At 61.7% G+C, this 14,957-nt stretch carries 12 protein-coding genes and 1 pseudogene; 12 read left to right on the forward strand and 1 reads right to left on the reverse strand.

Annotation, left to right across the window (positions count from 1 at the left end):
• Nucleotides 1-59 precede the first annotated feature (59 nt).
• The 5 genes and pseudogenes from LXM55_RS17225 (at nucleotide 60) to LXM55_RS17245 (ending at nucleotide 7,122) form a co-directional block, all read left to right on the forward strand.
• Entirely contained in the window at nucleotides 60-824 is a 765-nt protein-coding gene (locus LXM55_RS17225) for a class I SAM-dependent methyltransferase (RefSeq protein WP_233321459.1), read from the forward strand.
• Nucleotides 825-875: 51 nt separating this feature from the next.
• Nucleotides 876-1,958, forward strand: a complete 1,083-nt coding sequence (leuB, locus tag LXM55_RS17230) for a 3-isopropylmalate dehydrogenase (RefSeq protein WP_233321460.1) — start codon at nucleotides 876-878, stop codon at nucleotides 1,956-1,958.
• Between the two features lie 54 nt (nucleotides 1,959-2,012).
• Nucleotides 2,013-3,125 (forward strand): aspartate-semialdehyde dehydrogenase, encoded by a 1,113-nt coding sequence (gene asd, locus LXM55_RS17235; RefSeq protein ID WP_110723108.1) that lies wholly within the window; start codon nucleotides 2,013-2,015, stop codon nucleotides 3,123-3,125.
• A gap of 178 nt (nucleotides 3,126-3,303) precedes the next feature.
• On the forward strand, nucleotides 3,304-4,314 hold the full coding sequence (locus LXM55_RS17240) for an aspartate-semialdehyde dehydrogenase (protein WP_233321461.1): 1,011 nt from the start codon (nucleotides 3,304-3,306) through the stop codon (nucleotides 4,312-4,314).
• A 205-nt stretch (nucleotides 4,315-4,519) separates the two neighbouring features.
• Nucleotides 4,520-7,122, forward strand: a pseudogene (locus LXM55_RS17245) (FimV/HubP family polar landmark protein).
• A 72-nt stretch (nucleotides 7,123-7,194) separates the two neighbouring features.
• Here LXM55_RS17245 and LXM55_RS17250 read toward each other — a convergent pair.
• Nucleotides 7,195-7,854 (reverse strand): M24 family metallopeptidase, encoded by a 660-nt coding sequence (locus LXM55_RS17250; RefSeq protein ID WP_233321462.1) that lies wholly within the window; start codon nucleotides 7,852-7,854, stop codon nucleotides 7,195-7,197.
• A gap of 231 nt (nucleotides 7,855-8,085) precedes the next feature.
• On the opposite strand from LXM55_RS17250, the gene truA reads away from it, so the two are divergent.
• The 7 genes from truA to purF all read left to right on the forward strand — a co-directional run bounded on the left by truA (nucleotide 8,086) and on the right by purF (nucleotide 14,940).
• Nucleotides 8,086-8,910, forward strand: a complete 825-nt coding sequence (truA, locus tag LXM55_RS17255; protein WP_233321522.1) for a tRNA pseudouridine(38-40) synthase TruA — start codon at nucleotides 8,086-8,088, stop codon at nucleotides 8,908-8,910.
• A 61-nt stretch (nucleotides 8,911-8,971) separates the two neighbouring features.
• A complete protein-coding gene (locus LXM55_RS17260; protein WP_233321463.1) occupies nucleotides 8,972-9,604 on the forward strand; it encodes a phosphoribosylanthranilate isomerase in 633 nt (210 codons plus the stop codon).
• Between the two features lie 259 nt (nucleotides 9,605-9,863).
• On the forward strand, nucleotides 9,864-10,784 hold the full coding sequence (gene accD, locus LXM55_RS17265) for an acetyl-CoA carboxylase, carboxyltransferase subunit beta (protein WP_233321464.1): 921 nt from the start codon (nucleotides 9,864-9,866) through the stop codon (nucleotides 10,782-10,784).
• A complete protein-coding gene (folC, locus tag LXM55_RS17270; RefSeq protein ID WP_233321465.1) occupies nucleotides 10,781-12,088 on the forward strand; it encodes a bifunctional tetrahydrofolate synthase/dihydrofolate synthase in 1,308 nt (435 codons plus the stop codon). The genes accD and folC overlap by 4 nt, the downstream gene beginning before the upstream one ends.
• Nucleotides 12,072-12,737 (forward strand): SPOR domain-containing protein, encoded by a 666-nt coding sequence (locus LXM55_RS17275; protein ID WP_233321466.1) that lies wholly within the window; start codon nucleotides 12,072-12,074, stop codon nucleotides 12,735-12,737. The genes folC and LXM55_RS17275 overlap by 17 nt, the downstream gene beginning before the upstream one ends.
• 98 nt (nucleotides 12,738-12,835) lie before the next feature.
• Entirely contained in the window at nucleotides 12,836-13,393 is a 558-nt protein-coding gene (locus LXM55_RS17280) for a CvpA family protein (protein ID WP_016968003.1), read from the forward strand.
• 41 nt (nucleotides 13,394-13,434) lie between these two features.
• Nucleotides 13,435-14,940: an amidophosphoribosyltransferase gene (purF, locus tag LXM55_RS17285; protein ID WP_011060388.1), complete on the forward strand. Its 1,506-nt coding sequence runs from the start codon at nucleotides 13,435-13,437 to the stop codon at nucleotides 14,938-14,940.
• Nucleotides 14,941-14,957 lie beyond the last annotated feature (17 nt).

Genomic DNA, 14,957 nt, shown 5'->3' on the forward strand with positions numbered 1-14,957 from the left:
AAACTTGTAGGAGCTGGCTTGCCAGCGAACCCCGTTTCCCTTATCAAAAGGACCGCAGCATGACCAGCAATGCCCACAGCCAGGTGGTACAGAAGCAATTTGGTGAACAGGCCTCGGCCTACCTGAGCAGTGCCGTGCACGCCCAGGGTGCCGAATTCGCCTTGCTACAGGCCGAGGTGGCGGAGCGGGGCGATGCCCGTGTCCTGGACCTGGGGTGTGGTGCCGGCCACGTGAGTTTTCACGTGGCGCCGCTGGTCAAGGAAGTGGTGGCCTATGACCTCTCCCAGCAGATGCTGGATGTGGTGGCCGGGGCGGCGCAGGAGCGTGGCCTGGGGAACATCCGCACGGTTGCCGGGGCCGCCGAGCGCTTGCCTTTTGCCGATGGCGAGTTCGATTTCGTCTTCAGTCGCTACTCGGCCCACCACTGGAGCGACCTGGGCCTGGCCCTGCGCGAAGTGCGTCGGGTCTTGAAACCGGGCGGCGTGGCGGCATTCATCGATGTCTTGTCGCCGGGCAGTCCACTGCTGGACACTTACCTGCAAAGCGTCGAAGTGCTGCGCGATACCAGCCATGTGCGCGATTATTCGGCGGGTGAATGGCTGCGTCAGGTCAGCGAGGCTGGGCTGCATACGCGCAGTACCGCTCGTCAACGGCTGCGCCTGGAGTACCGCTCCTGGGTTGAACGCATGCGCACCCCCGAGCCGCTGCGGGTGGCGATCCGCGAGCTGCAGCAGGCGATGGGCAATGAAGTGCGCGAATATTTTGAGATTGAGGCCGATGGTTCGTTCAGTACTGATGTGCTGGTGCTGTGGGCCGAACGCTAGAATTTTTCCGGGCGCGCCTGCGGGCACGCCGACAGAGCAAACGAGGAACGCATGAGCAAGCAGATTCTGATTCTCCCCGGTGACGGTATTGGCCCGGAAATCATGGCCGAGGCGGTCAAGGTGCTGGAGTTGGCCAACGACAAGTACAGCCTGGGCTTCGAACTGAGCCACGACGTGATCGGTGGCGCGGCCATCGACAAGCACGGCGTGCCCCTGGCTGACGAAACCCTGGACCGTGCCCGTGCCGCTGACGCTGTGCTGCTGGGTGCCGTGGGCGGGCCGAAGTGGGACAAGATCGAGCGCGACATCCGCCCTGAACGCGGCCTGCTGAAGATTCGCGCGCAATTGGGGCTGTTCGGCAACCTGCGTCCGGCGATCCTCTACCCGCAACTGGCAGATGCCTCGAGCCTGAAACCGGAAATCGTTTCCGGCCTGGACATCCTCATCGTTCGCGAGCTGACCGGCGGTATCTACTTCGGCGCGCCTCGTGGCACCCGCGAGCTGGAAAACGGCGAGCGCCAGTCCTACGACACCCTGCCGTACAGCGAGAGTGAAATCCGCCGTATCGCCCGGGTCGGCTTCGACATGGCCCGCGTACGCGGCAAGAAGCTGTGCTCGGTGGACAAGGCCAACGTCCTGGCGTCCAGCCAGCTGTGGCGTGAAGTGGTCGAGCAAGTGGCTCAGGACTACCCGGATGTCGAGTTGAGCCACATGTACGTGGATAACGCCGCCATGCAACTGGTGCGTGCGCCGAAGCAGTTCGACGTGATCGTCACCGACAACATGTTCGGCGACATTCTCTCCGACGAAGCCTCGATGCTCACCGGTTCCATCGGCATGCTGCCGTCGGCGTCGCTGGATGCCAACAACAAGGGCATGTACGAGCCGTGCCACGGTTCGGCGCCGGACATTGCCGGGCAGGGCATTGCCAACCCGTTGGCGACCATCCTTTCGGTCTCCATGATGCTGCGTTACAGCTTCAATCTGACCGAAGCGGCGGACGCCATCGAGCAGGCGGTGAGCCGGGTGCTGGATCAGGGTTTGCGCACTGGCGACATCTGGTCGGCCGGTTGCACCAAAGTCGGTACGCAGGAAATGGGCGATGCAGTAGTCGCCGCGCTGCGGAATCTGTAATCTTTCGGGCCCACTGCACAGACAGTGGCCCACTTTTGTATAGGTGTAGTTGCGATGAAACGTGTAGGTCTGATCGGTTGGCGCGGTATGGTCGGTTCCGTGCTCATGCAGCGGATGCTGGAAGAGCAGGACTTCGATCTTATTGAACCGGTGTTTTTCACCACTTCCAATGTCGGTGGCCAGGGTCCGTCGGTGGGCAAGGATATTGCTCCGCTCAAGGACGCCTACAGCATTGAAGAGTTGAAAACCCTCGACGTGATTCTGACCTGCCAGGGTGGCGACTACACCAGCGAAGTCTTCCCCAAGCTGCGCGAAGCCGGTTGGCAGGGCTACTGGATCGACGCCGCCTCCAGCCTGCGCATGCAGGATGACGCGGTGATCATCCTCGACCCGGTGAACCGCAAGGTCATCGACCAGCAACTGGATGCCGGCACCAAGAACTACATCGGCGGCAACTGCACCGTCAGCCTGATGCTGATGGGCCTGGGCGGCCTGTTCGAAGCCGGCCTGGTGGAGTGGATGAGCGCCATGACTTACCAGGCGGCTTCCGGTGCCGGCGCGCAGAACATGCGCGAGCTGATCAAGCAGATGGGCGCTACCCATGCGGCGGTTGCCGATGACCTGGCCAACCCGGCCAGCGCCATCCTTGACATCGACCGCAAGGTGGCCGAGGCCATGCGCAGCGATGCCTATCCGACCGAGAACTTCGGCGTGCCGCTGGCCGGCAGCCTGATCCCGTGGATCGACAAGGAACTGCCCAACGGCCAGAGCCGCGAAGAGTGGAAGGCCCAGGCCGAAACCAACAAGATCCTCGGTCGTTTCAAGAGCCCGATCCCGGTGGACGGCATCTGCGTGCGGATCGGCGCTATGCGCTGCCACAGCCAGGCGCTGACCATCAAGCTCAACAAGGACGTGCCGATCGCCGATATCGAAGGGCTGATCAGCCAGCACAACCCTTGGGTCAAGCTGGTGCCGAACCAGCGTGATATCAGCATGCAGGAGCTGAGCCCGACCAAGGTCACCGGCACCCTGAACATTCCGGTGGGGCGTCTACGCAAGCTGAACATGGGCTCGCAGTTCCTAGGGGCCTTCACCGTGGGCGACCAACTGCTGTGGGGCGCGGCCGAGCCGCTGCGGCGCATGCTGCGGATCCTTCTGGAGCGTTGATCCACTGAGTGTTTGAAAGAACCCGCGGCCGACCCAGGACGCGGGTTTTTTTATGCCCCCGCAGGGGCGGGCAGGCCCGTGAAGAGAACCGCTTGCCCGCCACCAGTGCCTCGCGAATTGCCTCGCCACCCGGTGCCGGGTAAAGTGCCGCTCCCCCCGTTTCGCCTGAGGTAGCACCATGACTCCTTCCTTTGATATTGCCGTGATCGGTGCCACCGGTACTGTCGGCGAAACCCTGGTGCAGATTCTCGAAGAGCGTGATTTTCCCGTTGCCAACCTGCACCTGTTGGCCAGCAGCGAATCGGCCGGTCATTCAGTGCCGTTTCGGGGCAAGAACGTGCGTGTGCGTGAAGTCGACGAGTTCGATTTCAGCAAGGTCCAGTTGGCGTTCTTCGCCGCCGGCCCGGCCGTGACTCTGAGTTTTGCCGCGCGCGCCACGGCGGCCAATTGTGCGGTGATCGATCTGTCAGGCGCCTTGCCTTCGGCCCAGGCGCCCAATGTCGTACCCGAAGCCAATGCTCAGGTGCTGGCCGGCCTGAAAAAGCCACTGCAATTGAGCAGCCCAAGCGCCTCGGCCACCGCCTTGGCCGTGGCGTTGGCGCCGTTGCAAGGCTTGCTGGATATCCAGCGGGTCAACCTGACGGCGAGCCTGGCGATTTCCAGCCAGGGGCGTGAGGCGGTCAGTGAACTGGCTCGGCAGACCGCTGAGCTGTTGAACGTGCGTCCCATGGAGCCGCGCTTCTTCGATCGGCAAGTGGCCTTCAACCTGTTGGCCCAGGTCGGAACCCCGGATGCCCAAGGTCATACCTTGTTGGAAAAACGTCTGGTTCGGGAGCTGCGCGAGGTGCTGGGGCAACCTTTATTAAAGATTTCTGTCACTTGCATTCAAGCACCGGTATTTTTTGGCGATAGCTATAGCGTGACCCTGCAGTCGGCCCGCGATGTCGATCTGGTGGCGGTCAATGCGGCGCTGGAGGCGGCTTGCGGTCTGGAACTGGTGGAGGCGGGTGACTATCCGACTGCCGTCGGTGACGCCGTGGGCCAGGATGTTGTCTACGTGGGGCGGGTTCGTTGCGGGGTCGATGATCCGACGGAACTGAATCTGTGGTTGACCTCGGATAACGTCCGCAAAGGTGCGGCCTTGAACGCTGTGCAGCTGGCTGAATTGTTGATAAAAGACCTGCTGTAAAAGATACTTGGCAACAATTTGCAGAATGAATCTAGCTGGGCGCTATGCTTGGCAAGTTGCTGGAGGTGAGTGGCCGTCAGGTGCTCCCGGGGCATGCAAGAAATAATCGCGCGTCGTGGTCGTTGATGATCCCGCGCAGTGCCTTTTGGCAGCCGCTACAAAACCTTCTCGCTGGCCGAGGAATGTTCAAACAAAGGATGAGGCTATGGTTCAAGTTCGCAAACTGGTGTTAGCAATAGCGGCCGCCTCGGCGCTGTCCTCCGGTATGGCGCAGGCGCTTGGGCTTGGGGAGCTGACCCTGAAGTCGAGTCTGAACCAGCCTCTGGTAGCAGAAATCGAATTGCTTGATGTCAAGGACCTCACTGCCGCCGAGGTAGTGCCCAGCCTGGCACCGGCAGAAGAGTTCTCCAAGGCCGGCGTTGATCGCCAGGCTTTTCTCAATGACCTGCATTTCACCCCGATTCTCAATCCCGGCGGCAAAAGTGTGTTGCGGGTGACCTCGAGCCAGCCGCTGTCGGAGCCGATGGTCAAGTTCCTGGTGCAGGTGATGTGGCCCAATGGCCGCCTGCTGCGCGATTACAGCGTGTTGCTGGACCCTTCGAAGTTCTCCCCGCAAGCCGCCGCCGCGGCGCAGACCGCGCCAGTCAGTGGCCCGGCGGTGAATGCTCCGGTGACCCGTGCGAACAAGGTCGGCAAGCCTGAGCAATACACCACTTCGGCTCGCGACACCCTTTGGGAAATCGCCGCGAAGAACCGTAACGGCGCCTCGATCCAGCAGACCATGCTGGCGATCCAGGCGTTGAACCCCGATGCCTTTATCGATGGCAACATCAACCGGCTCAAGACCGGCAAGGTGCTGCGCCTGCCCGATGTGGTGCAAAGCACCGCGCTGCCGCAGCCCAAGGCAATCGCTGAGGTCGCGGCGCAGAATGCCGCCTGGCGTCAGGGGCGCCGCGCCGGAGCGCGTGCTCAGAAGCAGGTGGATGCGACCCGTCGTGCCGGTGCCGACAAGGCGCCCAAGCAGGTCAACAGCAAGGATAATCTGAGCCTGGTTTCCGCCGAGAGCGGCAAGGCGCGTGGCAAGGGCGCAGCCGGTGACGCCAAGGCGCTGAACAACAAGCTGGCCGTGACTCAGGAGAGCCTCGACGCGACTCGTCGTGACAATGCCGAGCTCAAGGAGCGCATGGCAGACCTGCAGAGCCAGCTGGACAAGTTGCAGCGTCTTATCGAATTGAAGAACAACCAACTGGCCAAGATGCAGGCCGAGGGCAATGGGGCTGCAGCGCCCGCTGCTCAGCCGGCCCCGGCAATGCCGGCTGAGCTGGTGGTCAAGCCTGAGGTCGCGGCCCCGGTGGTGGCGCCAGTGGCTCCGGTCAGTGAGCCGGCTGCCAGCCCGGCAGCGGATGCTGGCGTCGCCAAGAGTGACGAAGATAAGTATTCCGATCTGCTGACCAACCCGATCCTGCTGGGCCTGGTGGGGGGCGGTGCGGTATTGGCCTCGTTGCTGCTGTTGCTGTTGTTGGCGCGCCGCCGCAAGGCCCAGCAGGAAGCGGAAAAACACCTGCGCATGGCACGGGCGCTGTCGGAGGAAAGTGATTTCGCCGAGGAAATGGACCTGCCGGAAAGCAGTTTCGAAGGCCTTGAGGTTCCTCCGCCAAGCGTCAAGCTCGCTCCAGCTCCAGCTCCAGCTCCAGCTCCAGCTCCAGCTCCAGCTCCGGAGCCGGTAGTGGTGACCCCTGTTCCGGCGGCGCCGGTCGAGCGCGCTACCGACGTCCTGGGGCAGGCCCAGAACCACATCGATGCCGGTCGGCTGAACCAGGCCGCGGCCATCCTTGAGGAAGCCGTCAAGCTGGAGCCTCAGCGCAGTGATCTGCGTCTGAAGTTGATGGAGGTCTACGCGCATCAGGGTGATCGCAGCGCCTTTGTCGCCCAGGAGCGGCAGCTGGTGGCCAATGGTGATAACCATGCCCAGGTCGAACAACTGAAGAGCCGGTTTCCGGCAATGGTCGCGGTAGCGGCGGCCGCTGGCCTGGCCGCTGCGGCAGTGGCCGCCGAGCTGGACGCCGAGTATGTCAAGGAGTTGCTGCAAGACGAGCCGCAAGCGCCTGAGCCGGCTGCTCCGGTGGAAGGTCTGGATGCGGATTTCGACCTGAGCCTGGATGATCTGGAAGCGGCTTCGCCGGCAGTGCTCAGCCCAGAGCCTGAAGCCGAGCTGGAAGACTTCCCGCTGGATGACGACCTGAGTTTTGGCTCGGTACTCGAGCAGCAGATCGCTCCCGAGGAAAACCTGGATGACCTGGGTGACTTCGATCTGGACCTGGGGGCCGACCTGCCTGCCGCGACGGCAAGTGATGACGACTTCTTGCTGAGCCTGGATGACGACCTCAAGGACCTGCCTGCAGGTGATGTGCCTACCGTCACCGAAGCGACCCTGGATGACCTGGACTTGTCGGCAGACTTCGACCTGTCCCTGGCTGATGAGCTGGACGCTGGTACAGCGTCCAAGGACGCCTTCACTTCCGAGCTGGATGATGTCATGCTGAGCTGGACCGCCTGGCCCAGAGCCTGGATCAGCCAGAGCCGGCGGTGCCCAGCTTTACCGCTGAAGATGCCGCTGCGGCGCCTGATGAAGCGGACTTCGATTTCCTTTCTGGCAGCGATGAAGTGGCCACCAAGCTCGATCTGGCCCAGGCCTATATCGACATGGGGGACAACGACGGTGCGCGGGATATCCTCGGTGAGGTGTTGAGCGAAGGCAGTGAAGGGCAGAAGAGCGAAGCCCAGGAGATGCTGGCGCGACTGGCCTGATGCAACTCGACGCTTGAACAGGACGGCAGCCGATGAGGCTGCCGTTTTTGTTATTGGCGGTTCAATCGTGGATCAGGCCAGCAGGTCTTCGTAAAAGGCACCGAAGGGGCGGGTAGGGTGGGCAATCTGGATCTCCAGGATCCACAGGCCGACTTGCGGGCAAGCGGCAAAGTCTCCCAGGTCCCCGGCGCGGTAGATGGCATGGGGAAAGTCGCTGACCCGATGCCCCTTGATGTCCAGGTTGAGCACCCAGCCCATGGTGCGGGCCTGTTCCTGGGCGTACCGATACAGTTCGGGCCCGGCCACCTGATGGTTTTTCCAGTGGTCGTGGACCTGGTTGAACAGGCTTTTCGCCGCGGCGGCGCAGGCGTGCATTTCAGCGTCGTCGCCGACCACGAATGTCGCTCCGCAATCGCCTTCGTGGCGATCCCAGACAACGCCCAGGTCGATGAAGAACAGGTCATGTTCCCCCAGCAGCGGATCGCCATCGGAGCGTTGCTTGAAGGTTTTCAAGGTGTTGGCGCCAAAGCGAATCAGCAATGGATGCCAGATACGCTCCATGCCCATTTCCCGCAGGACTTCCAGGCCCATTTCCCTGGCGGTGGATTCCTGCATGCCGGGTTGGATCTGCCGGGCCATGTGCGCGATGGCCTCCCAAGTCATGCGTTTGGCGTGGAGCATGCCTTCCAGGCTGTAAGCCAGGCCTACGGCCTCTTTGTGGGTTGCGATCATTCATCGGTTCTCGATCGGGGTGTCTGTGTTGTTTTCCGCTGTATAAAAATCTATATAGCGTTTGCCCTGGGGGTGATGCAATCGCCCGGCGGATTGGCCACCTGAATGCTTGATCTGCAAACAAAGCCCGACAGCGCGTGGCGTCTGTTGCCTGCGGCCCTATAATGAGCGCCTTTGCGCATATCAGCAGGCTGTAAGTTCTTGGCAAATATAGATAACCCGGCCGCCGAAATGGCGGCCGAAGGCTTTTCCCGAATCGCACTGGGTGTTGAATACAAGGGCTCGCGCTATCGCGGCTGGCAGCGTCAGGCGTCCGGTGTGCCGAGTGTCCAGGAAACCCTGGAGAAGGCTCTGTCCCGGGTGGCGGACTCTCCAGTGGTGGTTTCCTGCGCGGGGCGTACGGATGCCGGGGTGCATGCCTGCGGGCAGGTGGTGCATTTCGATACGCAGGCCGTGCGCTCGATGAAGGCCTGGGTCATGGGCGCCAATATCAATTTGCCCCATGACATCAGCGTCAGTTGGGCCAAGGAAATGCCGGCGCATTTTCATGCGCGTTTCAAGGCGGTTGCCCGGCGTTACCGTTATGTGATCTACAACGATCAGATTCGTCCGGCCCACCTCAACGAAGAAATCACCTGGAATCACCGCCCTCTGGATATCGAGCGCATGGCCCAGGCCGCCGCGTTTCTGTTGGGTACCCATGATTTCAGCGCGTTTCGCGCCGGTCAGTGCCAGGCCAAGTCGCCGATCAAGGAGATCCATCACCTGCGGGTTACCCGGCACGGCAAGATGATCGTCCTGGATATTCGTGCCAGCGCCTTTCTCCATCACATGGTGCGCAACATCGCCGGGGTGCTGATGACCATCGGTGCCGGCGAGCGCCCTGTGGAATGGGCGCGGGAAGTGCTGGAAAGTCGGGTCCGGCGCTCTGGCGGCGTCACCGCTCATCCTTTTGGGCTGTATCTGGTGCAGGTCGAATACAAGGATGAGTTCCAGTTGCCCGAGCGATACATCGGGCCACATTTCCTCAGCGGATTCTCGGAACTTGACGGCTGACGCCCGGAAAAGCATTTGCTACCATCCGGAACTTTCCGGATTTGCCCCTGAGGTTCATGACATGCCAGCTGTTCGCAGCAAGATCTGCGGGATTACCCGCATAGAAGATGCGTTGGCGGCAGTGGCGGCGGGGGCTGATGCCATAGGTCTGGTGTTCTACGCCAAGAGCCCGCGGGCGGTGAATGTGCAGCAGGCGCGGGCAATCATTGCGGCCTTGCCGCCGTTCGTGACCACGGTCGGGTTGTTCGTCAATGCCAGCCGCTGTGAGCTGGGGGAAATCCTCGATGCGGTGCCGCTGGACCTGCTGCAGTTCCACGGCGATGAGTCGGCGGCCGATTGCGAAGGCTATCACCGTCCCTATATCAAAGCGTTGCGGGTCAAGGCTGGAGACGACATCGCGGCGGCCTGCCTGGCCTATCCACGGGCCAGCGGCATCTTGCTGGATACCTATGTCGAAGGCGTGCCGGGCGGAACTGGCGAGGCCTTCGACTGGTCCCTGGTTCCTCAGGAACTGAGCAAACCGGTGATTCTCGCCGGTGGCCTGACTCCGCAGAATGTCGCGGCAGCCATCGCCCGGGTGCGTCCTTATGCGGTGGATGTCAGTGGCGGTGTGGAGCAGGACAAAGGCATCAAGGATCCGGCAAAGATTCACGCATTTATGCAAGCGGTGCGTCGCAGCAACGAGTCGATGTGACGGCTGGCAGTCTGCCGCCGTCCATAACACCACTGTACAAAACAGGCAGGCGCCGCCTTCAGGCGGGGTCGAAATCGAGTGGCAACCGCTCTGGTGCGGGTTGCCGGGATGGCTGAGGAGCGGTTCGTTGCAGGCAGGTCGAGCCCGGTGCTGACCGCGGTAGCGAATTGATCATCGCCGCACACATGAATTTAGCTCAAGGGCATACGCGGGGCTGTGAACCAGAGTGTTCGGGCCGCCGGTACTGGAGAAAGAAAGCATGAGCAACTGGTTAGTAGACAAACTGATCCCTTCGATCATGCGTTCCGAGGTGAAGAAAAGCTCGGTGCCTGAAGGTCTTTGGCACAAGTGCCCGTCCTGCGAGGCGGTGCTCTATCGTCCGGAGCTGGAAAAGACCCTGGATGTTTGCCCCAAGTGCAACCACCACATGCGCATTGGCGCACGTGCCCGTATCGATATCTTCCTTGACGCCGAAGGCCGTGCCGAACTGGGCGCCGACCTGGAGCCCGTGGACCGTCTGAAGTTCCGCGATGGCAAGAAGTACAAGGACCGCCTGAGCGCGGCGCAGAAGCAGACTGGCGAGAAAGATGCGCTGATTTCCATGAGCGGCACCCTGCTGGGCATGCCGGTGGTGGTTTCGGCTTTCGAGTTCTCCTTCATGGGCGGCTCCATGGGGGCCATCGTTGGTGAGCGTTTCGTGCGTGCCGCCAACTACGCCCTGGAAAACCGCTGCCCAATGATCTGCTTCTCCGCCTCTGGCGGTGCGCGGATGCAGGAAGCCCTGATCTCCCTGATGCAGATGGCCAAGACTTCCGCAGTGCTGGCGCGTTTGCGTGAAGAGGGCATTCCATTCGTCTCCGTGCTGACCGACCCGGTCTACGGTGGTGTTTCCGCCAGCCTGGCGATGCTGGGCGATGTGATCGTCGCCGAGCCTAAAGCTCTGGTGGGCTTCGCCGGTCCTCGAGTGATCGAGCAGACCGTGCGTGAAAAACTGCCAGAAGGTTTCCAGCGCAGTGAGTTTCTGCTGGAACACGGCGCGATCGACATGATCATTTCTCGCCAGGAATTGCGTCCGCGCCTGGGTAACCTGCTGGCTCAGTTGATGGGGCTGCCGACGCCGGAATTCGTCGAGGCTCCGGTGGAGCCGATCGTGGTGCCGCCGGCTCCAGCCAGCCTATGACCCAGCGTACCCTTGGCGAATGGCTCGCCTACCTTGAGCAGTTGCATCCGTCGGCCATCGACATGGGCCTGGCGCGCTCGCAGCAGGTAGCGTCCCGGATGGGGCTGGGCAAGCCGGCGCCTCGGGTGATCACGGTTACCGGGACCAACGGCAAGGGCTCTACCTGTGCCTTTGTCGCTTCCCTGTTGCGGGCTCAGGGCCTGCAAGTGGGGGTTTACAGCTCGCCGCACCTGCTGCGCTACAACGAGCGGGTGCAAGTCAATGGCGTCGAAGCCACTGACCAGCAACTGTGCGAAGCCTTTGCTGCGGTGGAGGCGGGGCGCGGTGAGATTTCCCTGACCTATTTCGAGATGGGCACCCTGGCGGCCTTCTGGCTGTTTCAGCAAGCGGCTCTGGACGCTGTGGTCCTGGAAGTCGGTCTGGGTGGACGCCTGGATACGGTCAATCTGGTGGATGCCGACCTGGCGCTGGTGACCAGCATCGGTGTCGATCATGTCGAGTACCTTGGCGACTCCCGTGAGTCCGTGGCCTTCGAAAAGGCCGGGATCTTCCGACCCGGCGCGCCGGCGTTGTGTGGCGACCTGAACCCACCGCAACCGCTGCTGGACAAGGCGCGGGAGCTGGGTTGCCCGTTTTTCCTGCGGGGGCGGGATTTTGACCTGGGAATCACTGAGCAGTATTGGCAGTGGCGCGGCCTGGATGCCCAGGGCAATCAGGTCGAGTTGAGCGATCTGCCGCTGCTTGATCTGCCCATGGAAAATGCTGCGCTGGCTTTGCAGGCTTATTTGCTCCTGGGGCTGCCCTGGCAGTCTGGGCAGATTAGCGCAGCCTTGCAGCAGACACGGGTTACCGGGCGCCTGGATCGTCGGCAAATCGACTGGCAGGGCAAACGCCTGAACCTGTTGCTGGACGTGGGGCACAATCCTCATGCCGCGCAGTACCTGGCCGAGCGTCTGGCGCGCCGTCCGGTGGCAGGTAAGCGCCTGGCGGTATTCGGGTTGCTGGCGGACAAGGATCTGGAGGGCGTGGTTGCTTGTCTGCAGGGCGCCGTCCGGCACTGGGCCGTAGCGCCTCTGGATACGCCGCGAGCGCGTCCGGTGGAGGACCTGCAGTGTGCTCTGGAGAACCTTGGGGCAGTCGTGGCGTCCTATTCCAGTGTGGCTGCGGCGCTGGAAGCACAATGCGCGCAAGCCACCGCCGATGACGAAATTCTGCTGTTCGGGTCTTTTTATTGTGTTGCCGAGGCGCTTGAGTGGCTCGCCCGGCGCTCCACGGAGGAAGCTGCACATGGCAATGCTGGATAACGTCTACAAGCAGCGAATGGTCGGAGCACTGGTGTTGGTGGCCTTGGCGGTGATCTTCCTGCCGATGCTGTTTTCGCGTGAGGATGAGCAGCGCCATGTAACGGTTGATGTGCCTGCCGCGCCGCAAGTGTCCGCCATGCCTCAGGTTCAGGTTGAGCCGGTGGTGGTGCCCGAGCCTCAGGCATTGCCTGAAGGTTCCGTGCCGGCCGATGAGCCTGTGGTGCAACAGGCTGCCCCGTCGACGCCGATTGCGCCAAGCACCCCGGTGGTGACGCCTGCGCCTGCACCTGCTCCGGCAGTAGCAGCCAAGCCGACACCCAAGCCTGCGCCAACGCCGATTCCGGTGCCGCCGCAGCCGGTGGTCAGCGCCAAGCCTGACACGGCCCCGAGCCGGGTCGATGCCAATGGCCTGTCCATCAGTTGGTCGGTGCAGTTGGCCAGCCTGTCGAGCCGTGAAGGCGCGGAAAACCTGCAGAAAACCCTGCGCAGTCAGGGTTATAACGCATATATCCGTTCCGCTGACGGCAAGAACCGGGTGTTTGTCGGGCCGCTGATCGAGCGGGCCGAGGCCGATCGTCTGCGTGACGTGCTAGGGCGTCAGCACAATCTCAAGGGCTTTGTGGTGCGTTTCCAGCCTGAGCGCGGTTAAGGCTATCCGCTTGATTTTAAAAGCACAGTGAATCGCAGCTTACCGACAGCCAAGCGCTCTGTTAAAATGCGCCGCCTTATCCGTCTGTAGGCTGCACTGTGCCATTTACCTGGGTTGACTGGGCGATCGTTGCAATAATCGCCATCTCCGCTTTGATCAGCTTGAGCCGCGGTTTCGTCAAAGAAGCCTTGTCGTTGCTTACCTGGATCATCGCAGGAGTTGTTGCCTGGATGTTTGGTGGCTCACTGTCCGAGTACCTCGGCGGTTATATCGAAACTCCCTCGGCTCGCGTGATCGCGGGCTGCGCAATCATGTTTGTCGCCACCTTGCTGGTGGGCGCAATGGTCAACTATCTCATCGGCGAATTGATTCGTGTCACCGGCCTCTCCGGGACCGATCGATTCCTCGGCATGGCTTTCGGCGCGGCGCGTGGCGCGTTGCTGGTGGTCGTGGCGGTCGGGCTCTTGAGCCTGGGGCCGGTACAGCAGGATTCCTGGTGGCAACAGTCGCGGCTGGTGCCACAATTTCTATTGGTTGCAGACTGGTCCAAGAACCTCATCCTGGGGTGGAGCAGTCAGTGGCTGGCCAGCGGTATCAGCGTACCCGCTGAAATACCGTTCAAGGAGCACCTCTTACCGGCCAAAACGCCTCAGTAAGATGGGTTCAGTTCAGTTTCATTAAGTAGGGGTTGCGTCGCATGTGTGGCATCGTCGGTATCGTCGGTAAGTCGAACGTCAATCAGGCGCTGTATGACGCGCTAACCGTCCTCCAGCACCGCGGCCAGGACGCTGCCGGTATCGTGACCAGCCATGATGGCCGGTTATTCCTGCGCAAGGACAATGGCCTGGTACGTGATGTGTTCCAGCAGCGGCACATGCAGCGCCTGGTGGGGCACATGGGCATTGGCCATGTGCGTTATCCAACCGCAGGCAGCTCGACCTCGGCCGAGGCCCAGCCGTTCTACGTCAACTCGCCTTACGGCATTACCCTGGCGCACAACGGCAACCTGACCAATGTTGAGCAGTTGGCCAAGGAGATCTACGAATCAGACCTGCGCCACGTCAACACCAACTCCGACTCTGAAGTGCTGCTCAACGTGTTCGCTCACGAGTTGGCCCAGCGCGGCAAGCTGCAGCCTACCGAGGAAGACGTGTTTGCTGCGGTGACTGATGTGCACAACCGCTGCGTCGGTGGTTATGCGGTGGTGGCCATGATCACCGGTTACGGTATCGTCGGTTTCCGCGACCCTCACGGCATCCGCCCGATCGTTTTCGGCCAGCGTCATACCGACGAAGGCGTGGAGTACATGATCGCCTCGGAAAGCGTTTCCCTGGATGTGCTGGGCTTCACCCTGATTCGCGACCTGGCCCCGGGTGAGGCGGTCTACATCACTGAAGAGGGCAAGCTCTACACCCGTCAGTGCGCGACCAATCCGCAGCTCACTCCATGCATTTTCGAACACGTCTACCTGGCTCGTCCGGATTCGATCATCGACGGCGTTTCGGTCTACAAGGCGCGTCTGCGCATGGGCGAGAAGCTGGCCGAGAAGATTCTGCGCGAGCGTCCTGAGCATGATATCGACGTGGTGATCCCGATTCCGGACACCAGCCGCACCGCGGCGCTGGAACTGGCCAACCACCTGGGGGTCAAGTTCCGCGAAGGTTTCGTGAAGAACCGCTACATCGGTCGTACCTTCATCATGCCGGGCCAGGCGGCGCGGAAAAAATCCGTGCGCCAGAAGCTCAATGCCATCGAGCTGGAGTTCCGCGGCAAGAACGTGATGCTGGTGGACGACTCCATCGTTCGCGGTACCACCTGCAAGCAGATCATTCAGATGGCTCGCGAGGCCGGCGCGAAGAACGTCTACTTCTGCTCCGCTGCGCCAGCAGTGCGTTACCCGAACGTGTATGGCATCGACATGCCGAGCGCCCATGAGTTGATCGCCCACAATCGTTCGACCCAGGACGTGGCTGACCTGATCGGCGCCGACTGGCTGATCTATCAGGACCTGCCGGACCTGATCGAAGCGGTCGGTGGCGGCAAGATCAAGATCGAGAACTTCGATTGCGCGGTGTTTGACGGCAAGTACGTCACCGGTGACGTCGACGAGGCCTATCTGAACAAGATCGAGAACGCTCGTAACGATGCTTCCAAGGCCAAGACCCAGGCGGTCAGCGCCATCATCGATCTGTACAACAACTGATCCGAGCATTTTAAGAA

The sequence above is a fragment of the Pseudomonas sp. Au-Pse12 genome (assembly GCF_021341665.1).
Taxonomy (GTDB): Bacteria; Pseudomonadota; Gammaproteobacteria; order Pseudomonadales; family Pseudomonadaceae; genus Aquipseudomonas.